14 protein-coding genes and 6 tRNA genes are annotated in these 16,163 nt (G+C 62.1%); 2 read left to right on the top strand and 18 right to left on the bottom strand.

The annotated features are described in order from the left end of the window. Nucleotides 1-68: 68 nt before the first annotated feature. The 9 genes from leuC to fdxA form a co-directional block, all read right to left on the bottom strand. Nucleotides 69-1,478 (bottom strand): 3-isopropylmalate dehydratase large subunit, encoded by a 1,410-nt coding sequence (gene leuC, locus AZKH_RS15415; RefSeq protein ID WP_015436719.1) that lies wholly within the window; start codon nt 1,476-1,478, stop codon nt 69-71. Nucleotides 1,479-1,568: 90 nt separating this feature from the next. Further along, nucleotides 1,569-2,384, bottom strand: a complete 816-nt coding sequence (locus tag AZKH_RS15420; RefSeq protein WP_015436720.1) for a M48 family metallopeptidase — start codon at nt 2,382-2,384, stop codon at nt 1,569-1,571. Beyond that, nucleotides 2,381-3,538, bottom strand: coding sequence for an MFS transporter (locus tag AZKH_RS15425; protein ID WP_015436721.1), 1,158 nt, complete (start codon nt 3,536-3,538; stop codon nt 2,381-2,383). Before AZKH_RS15425 ends, AZKH_RS15420 begins: the two co-directional genes overlap by 4 nt. 85 nt (nt 3,539-3,623) lie before the next feature. Further along, a complete protein-coding gene (gene aroC, locus AZKH_RS15430) occupies nt 3,624-4,757 on the bottom strand; it encodes a chorismate synthase (RefSeq protein ID WP_015436722.1) in 1,134 nt (377 codons plus the stop codon). Nucleotides 4,758-4,854: 97 nt separating this feature from the next. Then, nucleotides 4,855-5,169, bottom strand: coding sequence for an acetolactate synthase small subunit (gene ilvN, locus AZKH_RS15435; protein ID WP_015436723.1), 315 nt, complete (start codon nt 5,167-5,169; stop codon nt 4,855-4,857). A 3-nt stretch (nt 5,170-5,172) separates the two neighbouring features. Continuing rightward, entirely contained in the window at nt 5,173-6,840 is a 1,668-nt protein-coding gene (ilvB, locus tag AZKH_RS15440; RefSeq protein ID WP_015436724.1) for an acetolactate synthase large subunit, read from the bottom strand. Between the two features lie 266 nt (nt 6,841-7,106). Continuing rightward, entirely contained in the window at nt 7,107-8,774 is a 1,668-nt protein-coding gene (locus AZKH_RS15445) for a long-chain-fatty-acid--CoA ligase (RefSeq protein WP_015436725.1), read from the bottom strand. 212 nt (nt 8,775-8,986) lie between these two features. Continuing rightward, nucleotides 8,987-9,436, bottom strand: a complete 450-nt coding sequence (locus AZKH_RS15450; protein ID WP_015436726.1) for a CBS domain-containing protein — start codon at nt 9,434-9,436, stop codon at nt 8,987-8,989. Nucleotides 9,437-9,554: 118 nt separating this feature from the next. Then, nucleotides 9,555-9,878, bottom strand: coding sequence for a ferredoxin FdxA (gene fdxA, locus AZKH_RS15455; RefSeq protein ID WP_015436727.1), 324 nt, complete (start codon nt 9,876-9,878; stop codon nt 9,555-9,557). Nucleotides 9,879-10,147: 269 nt separating this feature from the next. Between fdxA and trxA the strand changes: the two genes are divergently transcribed. Both trxA and rho read left to right on the top strand, forming a co-directional pair. Further along, a complete protein-coding gene (gene trxA / locus AZKH_RS15460) occupies nt 10,148-10,474 on the top strand; it encodes a thioredoxin TrxA (protein WP_015436728.1) in 327 nt (108 codons plus the stop codon). A gap of 141 nt (nt 10,475-10,615) precedes the next feature. Further along, entirely contained in the window at nt 10,616-11,875 is a 1,260-nt protein-coding gene (rho, locus tag AZKH_RS15465) for a transcription termination factor Rho (RefSeq protein ID WP_015436729.1), read from the top strand. Between the two features lie 87 nt (nt 11,876-11,962). Here the strand turns inward: rho and AZKH_RS15470 are convergent, their stop codons facing one another. From AZKH_RS15470 to AZKH_RS15510, 9 genes are all read right to left on the bottom strand, one after another. Beyond that, nucleotides 11,963-12,814: a 3-hydroxybutyryl-CoA dehydrogenase gene (locus tag AZKH_RS15470; RefSeq protein ID WP_041657394.1), complete on the bottom strand. Its 852-nt coding sequence runs from the start codon at nt 12,812-12,814 to the stop codon at nt 11,963-11,965. A 165-nt stretch (nt 12,815-12,979) separates the two neighbouring features. After that, nucleotides 12,980-13,056: transfer RNA gene (locus AZKH_RS15475), tRNA-Asp, on the bottom strand. 63 nt (nt 13,057-13,119) lie between these two features. Further along, nucleotides 13,120-13,195: transfer RNA gene (locus AZKH_RS15480), tRNA-Glu, on the bottom strand. 16 nt (nt 13,196-13,211) lie between these two features. Continuing rightward, a tRNA-Ala gene (locus tag AZKH_RS15485) sits at nt 13,212-13,287 on the bottom strand. Between the two features lie 96 nt (nt 13,288-13,383). Then, a tRNA-Asp gene (locus tag AZKH_RS15490) sits at nt 13,384-13,460 on the bottom strand. A 64-nt stretch (nt 13,461-13,524) separates the two neighbouring features. Further along, a tRNA-Glu gene (locus AZKH_RS15495) sits at nt 13,525-13,600 on the bottom strand. A gap of 21 nt (nt 13,601-13,621) precedes the next feature. Continuing rightward, nucleotides 13,622-13,697 (bottom strand) — tRNA-Ala (locus tag AZKH_RS15500). Nucleotides 13,698-13,778: 81 nt separating this feature from the next. Then, nucleotides 13,779-15,185, bottom strand: a complete 1,407-nt coding sequence (locus tag AZKH_RS15505) for an FAD-binding oxidoreductase (RefSeq protein ID WP_015436731.1) — start codon at nt 15,183-15,185, stop codon at nt 13,779-13,781. A 15-nt stretch (nt 15,186-15,200) separates the two neighbouring features. Then, entirely contained in the window at nt 15,201-16,148 is a 948-nt protein-coding gene (locus AZKH_RS15510; RefSeq protein ID WP_015436732.1) for a patatin-like phospholipase family protein, read from the bottom strand. Nucleotides 16,149-16,163 lie beyond the last annotated feature (15 nt).

Raw genomic sequence — 16,163 nt, forward strand, 5'->3', positions numbered from 1 at the left:
GGGGCGATTTGCGCACCCCATTCAATATCGCATCGCCGCCCGCGCAGGACAGCACCTTCATCACTCGATCACGCCAGCGTGCGCACGTCGACGAAGCGACCGGTCACGGCGGCAGCCGCGGCCATTGCCGGACTCACCAGATGGGTGCGTCCACCGGCGCCCTGACGGCCTTCGAAATTCCGGTTCGAGGTCGAAGCGCAATGCTCGCCCGGCTCCAGACGGTCCGCGTTCATCGCCAGGCACATCGAGCAACCTGGCTCACGCCATTCGAAGCCGGCAGCAACGAAGATCTTGTCGAGCCCTTCGGCTTCGGCCTGGCGCTTCACGATTCCCGACCCGGGAACGACGAGCACTCGCTTGACGCTGGCCGCCTTGGTGCGACCCTTCGCAACGGCCGCAGCCTCACGCAGATCCTCGATCCGGGAATTGGTACAGGAACCGATGAACACCTGATCCACGGGGATCTCGCCGATCGGCGTATTCGGCGCGAGCCCCATGTAGCGCAGGGCGCGCTCCATGCCTTCACGCTTGACGGGATCGCTCACCTGCTCGGGATCCGGAACACGTCCGCCGACGGTCGCGACCATCTCGGGCGACGTGCCCCAGGTGACCTGCGGCTCGATTGCGGCGCCGTCGATTTCGACGATCTTGTCGAACTGCGCGCCGTCGTCGGACTTCAGCGTACGCCAGTACTGAATTGCCCTGTCCCAGGCCTCGCCTTGCGGCGCCAGCGGCTTGCCACGCAGGTAGTCGATCGTGACTTCGTCGACGCCCACGAGGCCCGCACGGGCGCCGGCTTCGATCGCCATGTTGCACAAGGTCATGCGTCCTTCCATGGACAAGGCGCGAATCGCGCTGCCACCGAATTCGATCGCATACCCCGTACCGCCGGCGGTGCCGATGCGGCCGATCACGGCAAGTGCGATGTCCTTGGCGGAGACGCCCGCCCCAAGCGTGCCATCGACGCGAACGAGCATCGTCTTGGACTTCTTCTGCAGCAGGCACTGCGTCGCGAGGACGTGCTCGACCTCGGACGTACCGATGCCGTGCGCCAGACAGGCGAAAGCGCCATGGGTCGACGTGTGCGAATCGCCGCACACGACTGTCATACCGGGGAGCGTCGCGCCATTCTCGGGCCCGATGACGTGAACGATGCCTTGCCGTTCATTCTTGAACGGGAAGTAAGCCAGTGCGCCGACTTCGCGGATATTGGCATCGAGCGTCTCGACCTGCTGCCGCGAGATGGGGTCGAGTATGCCCCGCTCCCAGTGGTCCGTCGGCGTGTTGTGGTCTGCGGTCGCGACGATGGAGCTCACGCGCCACGGCTTGCGGCCGGCGAGCTTGAGGCCTTCGAACGCCTGCGGGCTGGTGACTTCATGCACCAGATGGCGGTCGATATAAATGAGCGCAGTGCCGTCGGCTTCCTGATGCACGACATGACTGGACCAGAGCTTTTCGTACAGCGTTTGGGCTTCCATCCAATTGTTTCCGCGGGGAGAAAGGTTTTCGATTATTTCACACGGGGCGCCGACTGAATAGCAGGCGCGACGACCACGCCGTCCAGGCGATCAGCGGCGTGCGCGCTCATAAAGCGGCTCGACACGTTCAGCATATTCCGCGAGATCCCGACGTCGGCTTTCATGAGCCGGGTGCGTCGAAAGCCACTGCGGCGGAGAGCCGTTCGCACGAGCCGACATCTTGTCCCACAGGCTCACCGCGGCGTGCGGATCGTAGCCGGCCCGCGCCGCGAGTTCCACGCCGATGCGGTCCGCCTCGGTTTCGTGAAGACGCGAATTCGGCAGCTGGAAGGTCACCTTCCCGACCATGCCCATCAGGTCCTGCCCCAACTCGCCGACACCGAGCAACACTCCCGCAACCGAGATTCCCATGTTGGCCGCCATCTGCCGCGAGATCTGCTCGCGCACATGCTCCCTCAGCGCGTGGGCGATCTCGTGCCCCATCACTGCCGCCAATTCGGCGTCGGTCAGCCGCAGCTCGTCAATCAGGCCGGAATAGACGGCCATCTTGCCGCCGGCCATGCACCATGCATTGAGTTCATCGGATGAAATCACGTTGACTTCCCATTGCCAGCGACGCGAATCCTCACGGAACGCGACGGCCTGCGCGATGAGGCGAGTCGAGATCGCCCGTATGCGTCCCACCTGGGCCGGATCGCGATTGAGAGTACCCTTGCGCCGGGCATCGGCAATCACTTCGTCGTACTGTCGATCGGACGCCTGCTCGACCTCTCGCTCCGAGACCATCATCATTTGGGAGCGATCGACGCCAACAGCGCCCGCGCTGGTCGTATGCACCGTCTGGCACGCGCTCGCAACGGCAGTGAGCGCCAGAGCCACGGCGAATCTTGCGATTGATTTCTTCACGTCTTGCCTCCTGCGCCCGCCTCGTCTCTGCGCCAGCCGCTCAGCAACCAGACGAGCCCGAGGAGGGCAAAAACAGAGCCTAGAGTATAGGTCCAGGCCGGGCCGATCACGTCCCACACGACCCCGCTCAACAACCCGCCGAGCATACCGCCGCCGCCGAAGGACACACTGCCGTATAGCGCCTGCCCACGCGACTGCAGCCTGCCGTCGAACCACCGATTGACCGTTGCGATCGCAGCGGCGTGATAGGCGCCGAAGGTGGCGCCATGCAGCAGTTGCGCGAGCACCAGCACAATCAGCGAGTCGACGCCCCATCCGATCATTGCAAACCGAAGCACGGCACAGACGAACGCGACCGCCAGGATCGTGCGCATCGAGTAGCGGCGCGCCATCCGTGGAATCAGCATGAACACTCCGATCTCGGCGAACACGCCCAGCGCCCACATCCACCCCACGAAGGCCTTGCCGTAACCGTGCCCGACAAGAAAGATCGAATAGAAGACATACAGCGCGCCGTGCGCCGCCGACATGCAGAAACAGGCTCCAAGCAAGGCGCGGACCTCGGGGCGGCGCAAGGTCTCCCGCATGCCGACGCTGTTGTGCGGAGTGGGCACGCCACGCGCCTCGGGAAGCGTCAGTGCGCAGGCGAGAATTCCCGCGAGTTGCAATGCGGTAAGCCAGAGCACGGAGTCGATCGGCAGGAAGTCGAGCGCGTGGCCGATGCCCAGCACGGCGACGATAAAACCCACCGACCCCCAGACCCGGATACTTCCGTAACGCGCCGCTTCTCCACGAAGATGAGAAAAGGTCAGGCTTTCGACCAACGGCAGTGCGGCGCTCCAGAAGAAGGCCATCAAGGCCATTGCGACAAACAGCCCCTCGAACCGAGTCGTGAGGAAGAACGGCAGGAATCCCACCAGGGACGCAATGCCTGACAGGCGGACAATGGCGACGCGTCGCCCGGAATGCTCGGCGAGCCATCCCCACAGGTTCGGCGCGAGCACCCTCATCACCTGCATCAGCGACATCAGGACGGCGATGTCAGCCGCCGAGAGGGAAATAGACTGCAGATAAAGCGTGAAGTACGGCGAAAACGCACCGACGAACGCGAAATAGAAGAAGTAATAGGCCGACAGGGGCCAATAAGCGAGCACTATGACGTCAGGCTAGGGAGCCAGCCGCGACAACGAGGCCAGCGCCGTCCCGACGTCTTTCCGACACCATTAGGACAATGTCCCTTCAGCGCCCAGGCGACGGAACGCGCTGCCGCCCCTCGGGAGCGAGGCCCGCAATCCTTGGCGTTTCGGTTTTGACGTCGCCGCACTGCGCGCGATGGCGTAGCGCGTGATCCATAAGGACGAGCCCAAGCATCGCTTCCGCAATCGGTGTCGCACGAATGCCGACGCACGGGTCGTGCCGTCCATGCGTATTCACGATCACGGGCTGGCCCTGCTTGTCGATCGAGCGACGGTCGAGACGGATGCTTGAAGTCGGCTTGATCGCCATACTGACCAGGATGTCCTGGCCACTGGAAATCCCGCCCAGGACACCGCCCGCATTGTTCGACAGATAGCCCTCAGGCGTCATCTCGTCGGAATGTTCGGTCCCACGCTGTGCGACGCTTGCAAACCCGGCCCCGATCTCCACGCCTTTCACGGCATTGATGCCCATCATCGCATAGGCAATGTCGGCATCGAGCCGATCGTAGACCGGCTCGCCCCAGCCGACCGGCACTCCCGTCGCGACCACGTCGATACGCGCACCCACGGAATCGCCGGACTTGCGCAGCTCATCCATGTACGCTTCAAGCTCGGGAACGATAGCTGCGTTGGGCGCAAAGAACGGATTCCGATTCACCTCATCCCAGTTTTCGAAGGGAATGGAAATCGGCCCGAGTTGCGACATGAAGCCACGAATCACGACTCCATAGCGCTCCTGCAGCCATTTACGCGCGATGGCGCCCGCTGCAACCCTTACCGCCGTCTCACGCGCCGAAGAGCGGCCGCCACCGCGATAATCCCGAATCCCGTATTTCTGCCAGTACTCGTAATCCGCGTGACCGGGACGGAAAGTCTCGGAGATGTTGCCGTAATCGCGCGAACGCTGGTCCTGGTTACGGATCAGCAACGCAATTGGCGTTCCGGTCGTCACCCCTTCGAAAACGCCGGACAGTATCTCGACCTCGTCAGGCTCGCGCCGCTGGGTCACATGCCGTGAGGTGCCGGGCTTGCGCCGGTCGAGCTCCGCCTGGATTTCTTCGGTCGAAATCGCCAATCCCGGAGGACACCCATCGACTACACACCCGATCGCGGGACCGTGCGACTCGCCGAAGGATGTGACGCAGAACAGTTTGCCAAGGGTATTGCCGGACATTGGAATCTCGACTGGTAATGCTGAGCGGGGGCTTGCGAGTTTAGCACAGTGCGCACGGGGCCCCGCCCGCCTGGGCGCGGCCCCGCTTCACGTCCCGTCAGTGGAAGAATTTCTCCAGGCGCTCGAAGACCTCGTGATCGGCCGCGTGTCGATGCACCGACAGCACGTCGACCAGCTTCTCGACCTGCAGCACCATCTGTTCCAGGCGCTGATCTTCGAATACCAGCAGCCAGATGCGGCTCTTGCTGGAATCCGACATCGGCATGCACAGAATCCCCTCCACGTTGAAAGCCCTCCGCGCGAAGAGATTACAGATGTGGCTCATCACGCCCGGGTGATTATTCACCTCGAGCTCAAGCACGACCTTTGCAAAACCCGCTTGCGCCAACGGCTCGGCAACCTGTTCGATCATCTTTCAGCCTCCGATCATTTCAGTGTTCGCGGCGCCCGGCGGCACCATGGGATAGACGAATTCTTCGCGGTCGATCGACACGTGAATCAGGCAAGGACCCTTCGCCTGCAGCGCTTGGGCGAGAGCTTGACGGGGATTGGTTGCGACATCGAGATCGACAGCAGGAATGCCAAAGCCTTCCGCAATCTTCACGAAATCGGGGGCGCCACGGTACTTCGACGCAAACACGCGCTTGCCGTAGAAGAGGTTCTGCTGTTGATACACGAGCCCCAGCGAATTGTTGTTCATCAACACGATCTTCACGTTAAGCCCTTCCTCGGCAAGCGTCGCAAGCTCCTGGATATTCATCTTGAAGCTGCCGTCGCCGCTGAAACACACCACCGTGCGTTCCGGTTCGGCAAGCGCCGCGCCGATGGCGGCCGGCATCCCGAAGCCCATCGTCCCGAGGCCACCCGAGGTCAGCCATTGGCGCGGACGCCGGAAGGGATACGCCTGCGCAACCCACATCTGGTGCTGCCCGACGTCCGTCGAAATGATCGCTTCATCGTCCAGCGCAGCCGCGACCGCGTGCACCAGGCCGTAATGCGAACGCGGATCGTCCAGTGCGGGCATCTGCAGCGGGAAGCGGCTCTTGAGACTCTCCACGTGTGACAGCCAGCGCTTGCGCAGCGCCACCTTAACGCGTGGCAACAGCGCCTCGAGCGCCTCGCTCACGTCACCGTTGATGGCGACATGGGCAGTCTTGATCTTGTGCAGCTCGGAGGGATCGATGTCGATGTGCACGATCTTCGCATTGGGACAGAACTGCGCCGCCTTGCCGATCGCCCGATCGTCGAAACGCGCTCCGACGCACACCAGCAGGTCCGCTTCTTCGAGAACGAAATTCGTGTAACGGGCGCCATGCATGCCGAGCATCCCGATCGACAAGGGATGATCAATGGGCATCGCTCCCAACGCCATCAGCGTCATCGTCGTCGGCAAACCGGCCTGCTCCGCGAGCGTCACGGCCTGCTGCGCAGCACCCGAATGGATGACGCCGCCCCCGAGATAAAGCACGGGCTGTTCGGCTTCGTTGATCATCTGTGCGGCCTTCTCGATGGCCGCCATGTCGAGCTTCGGCGCCTTTTCCGCGACTGCAGGCTCAGGGAACGCCTCGAAAGTCACCAGTTGATTCTGGACATCCTTGGGCACGTCCACCAGCACCGGACCCGGCCGCCCCGACATCGCGATGCGGAACGCCGCCGGAATCACTTCCAGCAGCTCTGCCGCCGAACGGACGAGAAAGTTATGCTTGGTGATCGGAACCGTCATCCCGTAGATGTCGACTTCCTGGAACGCGTCCGTCCCGATCATCGACAAAGGAACCTGACCGGTAATCGCCACCATCGGAATCGAATCCAGGCGCGCATCGGCGATTGCCGTCACGAGGTTGGTCGCGCCCGGCCCGCTCGAAGCGAAACACACTTCAGGACGACCGGACACCCGCGCCATCCCCTGCGCCATGAAGCCGGCGCCCTGCTCGTGCCTAGCCAGCACGTGATGGATGATCTCGCTCCCCGACAAGGCGTCGTACAGGGGGAGAATTGCGCCGCCGGGAATACCGGCAATGGTGCGGACACCTTGCCGCTCAAGCAGGCGCACTATCAACTCGGCGCCGGTCATCTGATTCATCGTTTTGCTCCTTTGGTCTAGAGCTGGCACGCTGACCGACGGAGCAAAAACAAAACCCCCGCCGGGCTCACGCGCCGGCGGGGGTTGGAATTCGTATCTACTGTTTTCCTGTGACCCTTACGACGCGCGACTGCCTACGCCTACTACTACGCGTACGGACAGTACTACAGCGAGGGACAGGGCCAGACGGATCATTTCGTCGTCAACAGTAATCGTTCTCGAATATAACCATGCGTGCCAAAAAAACGCAAGCGCCGCCGCTTCGGTCAAGCCTTCCCGTCACGCAGCAGGCGTCTGAGGATCTTGCCGACGTTCGTCTTCGGAAGCTCCTCACGAAACTCGACGAGATGCGGCACCTTGTAAGCAGTCAGATTGGCACGACAGTATGCGATCAGATCCTCCTTCGTCAGCGAAGGATCCTTGCGCACGACGAACACCTTGACGGCCTCGCCGGTCCGCTCGTCCGGCACCCCCACCGCGGCCACCTCGAGCACGCCGGGATGCGCGGCGATCACATCTTCGACCTCGTTCGGGAACACATTGAAGCCCGACACCAGGATCATGTCCTTCTTGCGATCGACGATCCGGACGAACCCCTGCTCGTCAACCGTCGCAATGTCGCCGGTCCGTAAGTATCCGTCCGCCGTGAACACGTTGGCGGTTTCCTCGGGCCGCTGCCAATAGCCTCGCATCACCTGCGGCCCGCGAACGCACAATTCGCCCGCTTCCCCGATCGGCATTTCGTGTCCGTCATCACCGCGGATACTGATGTCCGTGGACGGAACCGGCAAGCCGATCGAATGATTGAAGGCGGGGAGATCGAATGGATTGATCGTCACGGCAGGCGACGTTTCCGTCAGACCATAGGCTTCGACCAGCGGCTTGCCCGTCACGCGCTTCCACTTTTCTGCGACCGCCTGCTGCACCGCCATGCCTCCGCCGAGCGCAATGTGCAGGTTCGAGAAATCGAGCTTCGCGAACTCTGGATTGTTCAGCAAGGCATTGAAAAGCGTGTTAACACCGGTGATCGCAGTGAACTTGTGCTTTGCAAGCTCCTTGACGAATCCCGGAATGTCGCGCGGGTTGGTGATCAACACGTTCGTCGCGCCGATCTTGAAGAAAGTCAGGCAATTCGCCGTCAAGGAAAAGATGTGATACAGCGGCAGCGCAGTGATGATCACTTCATCGCCAGCATGCAGATACGGGCGGACCCACGCATGCGCCTGCTGCAGATTGGCGACGATGTTGCCATGCGTGAGAATCGCGCCCTTCGCCACACCCGTCGTACCGCCCGTGTATTGCAGGTAGGCGACGTCCTCGTGCCCCACGGCAACGGGGACGAACGCATGAGCGGAGCCTTGCGCCAGCGCCTCGGAAAATCGGATGTAGCCAGGCAGATCCCACGGGGGCACCATCTTTTTGACGCGGCGCACGACGAAATTGACCAGCATGCTCCTTGGGAACCCGAGCAATTCCCCGAGGCTGGTCACGACGATGTTGCGCACCGGAACCTGCGGCAATACCTGCTGCAGCGTGTGGGCGAAATTCTCGACGATGACGATGGTTTCGGCACCCGCGTCGCGCAACTGATGCTGCAGCTCCCGCGCCGTGTAGAGCGGATTGACGTTCACGACGGTGTAACCGGCACGTAGCGCGCCGAACATCGCGATCGGATATTGCAACAGATTGGGCATCATCAGCGCGACGCGCGAACCGCGCGGCAGCTTCAGCACCCCTTGCAGGTAGGCCGCAAACTGCGCAGACAAGCGGTCGAGCTCGGCATACGTGATCGCCTTGCCCATATTGATAAAGGCGGCACGATCACCGAATTGCGCGACACCCTTCGCGAACAAATCGCCAAGGGACGCGAATTCATCGACGTCGATTTCTGCAGGTACTCCGGGGGGGTAGCTTTTCAGCCATATTCTTTCCACAGTGTCTCCTCCAACAGCTGGAAATTTCACCGGACGAAAACATCCGGCAAAGGCCCTCCCGAGGCACTAACGGCACGCCCGAAGCGCACGTACCGGCTTCCAAACTGAGACCTTCGCAGTAAAGCGAAAGCTTTATTGTTGTGGTGTTCGTTGACGGCCCCCTGCCGTCGCATCGGCGGGCGCCTGCAGTCGCGGACGCACACGCCGGGATGTCATTCTTCGTCCGACTCTTGCGGCCAGTTGCGAATGTAATTCTTGAGCATCCGATTCTCGAAACTCTGCTCCTCGAGAACTGCCTTGGCGACGTCGTGGAACGACACGACCCCGAGCAGCGTCGTGCCATCCATGACAGGCAGGTAGCGCTGGGGATGTTCGACCATCAGCCGACGCAACTCGTCCATTTCCATGTTCGGCGACGCCGCAATCGGCCCCGCGAGCATGGCCTCCTCAACCGGCATCCGGCCCCAGTCGGCCCCGCCCTTGTGAACTGCCTTCAGCACTTCGCGGAAGGTCAGCAAGCCGACCATCTGCCCATGCGAGAAGACGACCACAGAACCGACGTCCTGCTCGGTCATGATCTCCACAGCCTCGGCCAAGCTCTTGCCAGGCGCAATGGTGTAAAGCACCTTGCCCTTGATAGCAAGAATCTCGCTCACCAGCATGTCAATCCCCTTACCGTGATGATCACGTCAAAATACGCATGCGCCATGTTAGTGCATTGCTCCGGACAACAAAAGTCCGGGTCCCGCATGGAGGGCGCTCCCCTACAGGCCTTGTTTCTCAGCGCTTCAGTTCGTCCAGCTTGCCGGTACGCTTCGCCCATTCCTCCGCGTCCGACAGAGGCTCCTTGCGCTCGACGATCGGCTTCCAGACCGAGGCCAGCTCGGCGTTCAGCGCGATGAAATGGCGCTGCGTCTCCGGCACATCGTCCTCCGCAAAGATCGCCTCGACCGGGCACTCCGCGACGCACAGCGTGCAATCGATGCATTCCGCCGGATCGATGACGAGGAAATTGGGCCCTTCACGGAAACAGTCGACCGGACACACGTCGACACAGTCCGTGTACTTGCACCGGATGCAGGATTCCGTCACAACGTAAGCCATCGTATCAACTCCCTTTGGTCCAAGCGCCGGACGCCGCGGCGGCCGGCCGTTCCGACAATATAGCCGAGAGCTCCGCCGATTTGTTGTACACACGGGCAAACCCGTATCCCATGGACAGCGCCGCTGGGATTAAATCTTGACGCGCGCCACGGCTTGGCATAACTTTTCGGAAACATTCAGATGTGGCGGAGATTCTCCGACCTGTCTACTGGGCCAGCCGGCCCATCTCCCAATCCGAAGAACTATCGCTACCCTTGATGCGAGGAACCATGAGCGAGCATATCCATTACGTCACCGACAGCAATTTCGAAGCTGAGGTGCTGCAGGCACAGACCCCCGTGCTGGTTGATTACTGGGCCGAATGGTGTGGTCCGTGCAAGATGATCGCCCCGATCCTTGACGACGTCGCCAAGGAGTACGCCGGCAAGCTGAAAGTGGCCAAGCTCAACATCGACGAGAATCAGGAAACTCCGGCCAAGTTCGGCATCCGCGGTATCCCGACCCTGATGCTGTTCAAAGGCGGCAACGTCGAAGCGACCAAGGTCGGCGCGCTTTCCAAGTCGCAACTGACGGCCTTCATTGACAGCAATCTCTGACCGGCGCTAAAGTCCCGGTCCATCTGCGCGGCGCCCCTGCTCCCAAAGCAGGTTTCCCGGCGCCGCCGCAGCGCAGCTCGCTGCACCTCTCACTTCCCTCCATAAGCTTCATCCAACTGCGCCCCGTTGCGCCCTCCTGCCATGCATCTATCGGAGCTCAAGTCTCTCCACGTCAGCCAACTGCTTGAAATGGCTGTGGCCAACGAAATCGAAGGCGCCAACCGCCTGCGCAAGCAGGAACTCGTTTTTGCCCTGCTGAAAAACCGCGCCAAGAAGGGCGAACCGATCTACGGCGACGGCGCCCTCGAAGTGCTGCCCGACGGATTCGGCTTCCTCCGTTCCCCCGACATCTCCTACCTCGCGGGAACGGACGACATCTACGTTTCGCCGTCCCAGATCCGCCGCTTCAACCTGCACACGGGCGACACGATCGAAGGCGAGATCCGTACCCCGAAGGATGGCGAACGCTATTTCGCGCTAGTGAAGCTCGACAAGATCAACGGCGAAGCGCCCGAGAACTGCAAGCACAAGATCCTGTTCGAGAACCTCACGCCACTGCATCCGAACGAGTGCCTGAAGCTCGAACGCGACATTCGCGGCGAGGAGAATGTGACGAGCCGCATCGTCGACATGATTGCCCCGATCGGCAAGGGTCAGCGCGGCCTGCTTGTCGCCCCGCCGAAGAGCGGCAAGACCGTGATGCTGCAGCACATCGCGCACGCGATCACGGCCAATCACCCCGACGTCTCGCTGATCGTGCTGCTGATCGACGAACGCCCGGAAGAAGTCACCGAGATGCAGCGTTCGGTCAAGGGCGAAGTCGTGGCCTCGACCTTCGACGAACCTGCGTCGCGCCACGTGCAGGTTGCCGAGATGGTGATCGAGAAGGCCAAGCGCCTGACCGAGCACAAGAAGGACGTCGTGATCCTGCTCGACTCGCTGACCCGCCTCGCACGCGCCTACAACACGGTGGTACCCGCCTCCGGCAAGGTCCTCACCGGCGGCGTGGACGCCAACGCGCTGCAAAAGCCGAAGCGCTTCTTCGGCGCGGCGCGGAATCTTGAAGAAGGCGGTTCGCTGACGATCATCGCGACCGCGCTGATCGACACGGGCAGCCGGATGGACGACGTGATCTACGAGGAGTTCAAGGGCACCGGCAACATGGAACTGCACCTCGACCGCCGCATGGCCGAGAAGCGGGTGTACCCGGCGATCAACGTCAATCGCTCCGGCACGCGTCGCGAAGAACTGCTGATGAAGGCGGACGTGCTGCAGAAAGTGTGGGTGCTGCGCAAACTGCTGTACGGCATGGACGACATCGACGCAATGGAATTCCTGCTCGACAAAGTCAAGGCGACGAAGAACAACGCCGAGTTCTTCGACGCCATGCGTCGCGGCTGACCACACCGCAAGTCATGAAAAAACGCCACCCTCGGGTGGCGTTCTTGTTTGTGTGGCAGAAGCGCCGACTCGGCGCCTCGCTCGCGATTACTGATATTCGAAAAAGCCCTTGCCCGTCTTGCGCCCAAGGTAGCCCGCCTCGACCATCTCGACGAGAAGCGGCGCGGGGCGATACTTCGGATCCTTGAAGCCTTCGAACAGCACCTGCATCACGGCCAGCTGCACGTCCAGACCGATCATGTCGCACAGCGCGAGCGGGCCGATCGGGTGATTGCAACCAAGCTTCATCGCCTCATCAATCTCGGCCGCCGACGCCAGCCCTTCTCCGAGCGCGAAGATCGCCTCATTGATCATCGGGCACAGCATCCGATTCACCACGAATCCCGGGCTGTTACGCACCTGGACGGGCGTCTTGCCGAGCGCCTTGGTCGCAGCCTCGACGGCCGCATAGGTCGCGTCCGAGGTCTGCAGGCCGCGAATAAGCTCCACCAGCGCCATCATCGGGACGGGGTTGAAGAAGTGCATGCCGATCACCCGGTCGGAACGACGCACGGAGGCAGCGAGCTTCGTGACCGAAATCGAGGACGTATTCGTCGCGATGATTGCCTCTTCCTTCAGGAGACCGTCGAGCTGCTCGAAAATCTTGAGCTTGAGCGCCAGATTTTCCGTCGCCGCTTCGATCACCAGATCGCAGTCCGCGAGGGCCGCGGCATCAGTCGTCGTCGTCACTCGCGACAGCGCCTCGTCCTTCTGCGCGGCCGTGAGCTTTTCCTTCTTGACCAAACGCTCCAGACTGCCCGCGAGGGTCGCCAGACCGCGCTGCACCGCGGCTTCGGCCACGTCCATCATAACGACCTTGAAACCCGAAACTGCAAACGCCTGGGTAATTCCGTTACCCATCGTACCCGCGCCGACCACCCCGATCTTGGTGAAGCTCATCGTCATCCCCACTGTTGTCATGAAGAGACGCACCGGCGCAATAAATGGTTACCATACCGGTGCGTATGGTCGAACTATAACGCAGAGAGTCTTCCCGACGCTAGATGCAAGGGATTGAATGGACGAAAAAAAAGGGAGCCCGAAGGCTCCCATTTCTTTTGCTACTGGCGGAGTGGACGGGGCTCGAACCCGCGACCCCCGGCGTGACAGGCCGGTATTCTAACCAACTGAACTACCACTCCGCGCAAACTGTTACCGGATCACCATCCGGCTAACGATTCGTCATTTCGACGCCTCGTACAATTTGGCGTCCCCACGGGGATTCGAACCCCGGTTATCGCCGTGAAAGGGCGGTGTCCTAGGCCTCTAGACGATGGGGACAACGTCTTTACTACTGTGGTGGAGGTAAGCGGGATCGAACCGCTGACCTCTTGCATGCCATGCAAGCGCTCTCCCAGCTGAGCTATACCCCCTGAACCGAGCTGCGCATTCTAGCTTTATTTTCGAGGCCGCGCAAGCCTTTTCACCACATTTACTTCTTGCTGCTTTAGGCATTGCCTGCTTGTTGTTGGCGGAGTGGACGGGGCTCGAACCCGCGACCCCCGGCGTGACAGGCCGGTATTCTAACCAACTGAACTACCACTCCGCGCAAACCTTTAACCGGATCTACCTTCCGGCCAGCGACTCGTTATTCAACGCTTCGCCAAATTTGGCGTCCCCACGGGGATTCGAACCCCGGTTATCGCCGTGAAAGGGCGGTGTCCTAGGCCTCTAGACGATGGGGACCGGACTAATTTCTCTTTCGGCTGGTGGAGGTAAGCGGGATCGAACCGCTGACCTCTTGCATGCCATGCAAGCGCTCTCCCAGCTGAGCTATACCCCCGACGTCGAAAGAGCGCGCATTATAGGGCGCCCTAAGGACCCTGTAAACCCCTTTCTTTCATCGGGCGCATTTTTTTCGTGATTACAGGACTTTTCCCGGGTTCATCAAACCATGCGGGTCGAGGGCCGACTTCACCGCGCGCATGAGATCCAGCTCCACCTCCGACTTGTAGCGGGCGTTTTCGCCACGCTTCAACTGCCCTAGACCGTGCTCCGCCGAAATCGATCCGTGGAGTTCGACGACCAGGTCATGCACGATCCGATTCACTTCTCCCGTCCGGCCGATGAATGCCTTGTTATCCAAGGCATCGGGTTTCGAAAGATTGTAGTGCAGGTTCCCGTCCCCAATGTGGCCGAATGCGACGATCCTGACGTCCGGCCAGCGGGCCAGCAAGGCCGCCCTCGCACGTGAGAGGAATTCGGGAATGCTGCTTATGGGCACGGACACGTCGTGCTTGATGCTGACGCCTTCCACCTTCTGAGCTTCGGAGATATTCTCCCGCAGCGCCCACAAGGCGTTCTCCTGGGCTTCCGACGCCGCCAGGACGGCATTGTCCATCAGCCCCACCTCGGTCGCGGCGCCCAGCGCCTGCTCCAGCAACTGGCGCACTTCGGTCGCACCGACGAAGTCGGCCAGCTCGATCAGGACGGACCACTCCCCTGCCCCGCTCAATGGCGCCCGGGCGCCCGGGATGTGCTGCAACACAAGTTCCAGCGCCGGGCGACCGATGATCTCGAAGGCGTTGATTCGATCGCCGCAATGGTCGCGCAGAAATCCGAGCAGAGAAATTGCACGCTCGGCGTCCGCAACCGCCGCCCACGCGACAGCGCGCGCGCGCGGACGCGGAAATAGCTTCAGACAGGCCGCCGTGACGACGCCGAGAGTTCCTTCGGCCCCGACGAAGAGCTGCTTGAGGTCGTACCCGGTATTGTCCTTGCGCAGGCCACGCAGGCCCTCCCAGACACGCCCGTCGGGCAGCACGACCTCGAGTCCCAGCACCAGGTCGCGCATGTTGCCGTAGCGCAGCACATGCACCCCGCCAGCGTTGGTCGAGATATTGCCGCCGACCTGGCAGCTCCCCTCGGACGCGAGCGACAGCGGGAACAGGCGATTCGCGTCGGCAGCGGCTTGCTGCACGGCGGCCAAGGTGCAGCCCGCTTCGGCGACAAGCGCGTTGTTGGCCGCATCGACGCCTCGAATCCGATTCATGCGCGACAGGCTGAGCACCACGGACTGGCCATCCTCCAGCGGGGTGGCACCGCCGCAGAGGCCCGTATTGCCGCCTTGGGGGACGATCGCGACGCCGGACGCCACACAAGCGCGCACGACCGCGGAAACTTGGTCGACGTCGGTTGGCCGAACGACGGCGATGGCATTGCCGCGGTAGCGGCCCCGCCAGTCGTTCAGATAGGGACCCATCGCGTCCGCCCCAGTCAAGACCTGTGGCTCTCCGACAGTGTCGATCAGCGCCTGGATGAATTCAGTCATGTCTCGCGAACCGTTTCAGTACTGCTTCAAGGCGTAGCGCAAGGCGGGCAGCATATGCGTCGCGGCGGCCTCGCCTTCGGCGATGGCTTCACGCGCGCGATGGAAATCCAAAGGGCCGAGATGGCCGAGACGAGGGGCGATCAGGACTTCCGCGGGCTCTCCGGCCAGACGGCTACGTGCAATGCGCACCTGCATGATGCTGATGCTTGAGGCGAGGACCGTGATCAGCGACGGGGCGTCCGCGACGTCCGCCGCCGCCGGGCGCGGCTCCTTCGGCTCGGCACCGTTGCCGCCGGTAACGGTGCGCCCGAAGCGCGCGAGGACGCGCTCGGTCCAGCCGGCCTCGCTCTCCGGTTCGGCTGCCGGCCGAACGGCCTTCCCGACGAGATCGGACCCGAGATCCACAGCAATCACGAGATCAGCGCCCATCGCCCGGCACAGCGACACGGGCACCGGATTGACGAGGCCGCCGTCAACAAGGACACGACCGTGCCGGATGACGGGTGTCAGCAAACCAGGCATTGCGATCGAGGCACGCACCGCCGCGGCAACGCTCCCTTCGCGCAACCAGAGTTCGCGCCCCGTTTCCAGCTCAGTGGCAACACAGGCAAAACGGCGGTCGAGTTCGGAGAAGTCGCGATCGACGAAATTGCGCTCGAAGAAGCGGATAAGCTTCTGGCCCTTGATCAGCCCGCCGCGCAGACTCACATCGAGGAGGGAGACGACGTCCTTCCATTTGAGGGATTCGGCCCAATCGGTGAGCTTGACCAGATCACCCGAGGCAAGCGCGGCACCGACGAATGCCCCGACCGAGGCACCGCAGACGACGTGCGGCTCGATTCCTTCCTGGGCGAGCACCCGCAGGACACCCAGGTGAGCCCAGCCCCGCGCTGCGCCGCTCCCCAAGGCAATCCCGATCGTCGGGCCTGTCGTGGCGGGCGGGTGCGGGGCTGACTCGAACATGTCAGGCGATCAGTC

This window comes from Azoarcus sp. KH32C (assembly GCF_000349945.1).
Taxonomy (GTDB): Bacteria; Pseudomonadota; Gammaproteobacteria; order Burkholderiales; family Rhodocyclaceae; genus Aromatoleum.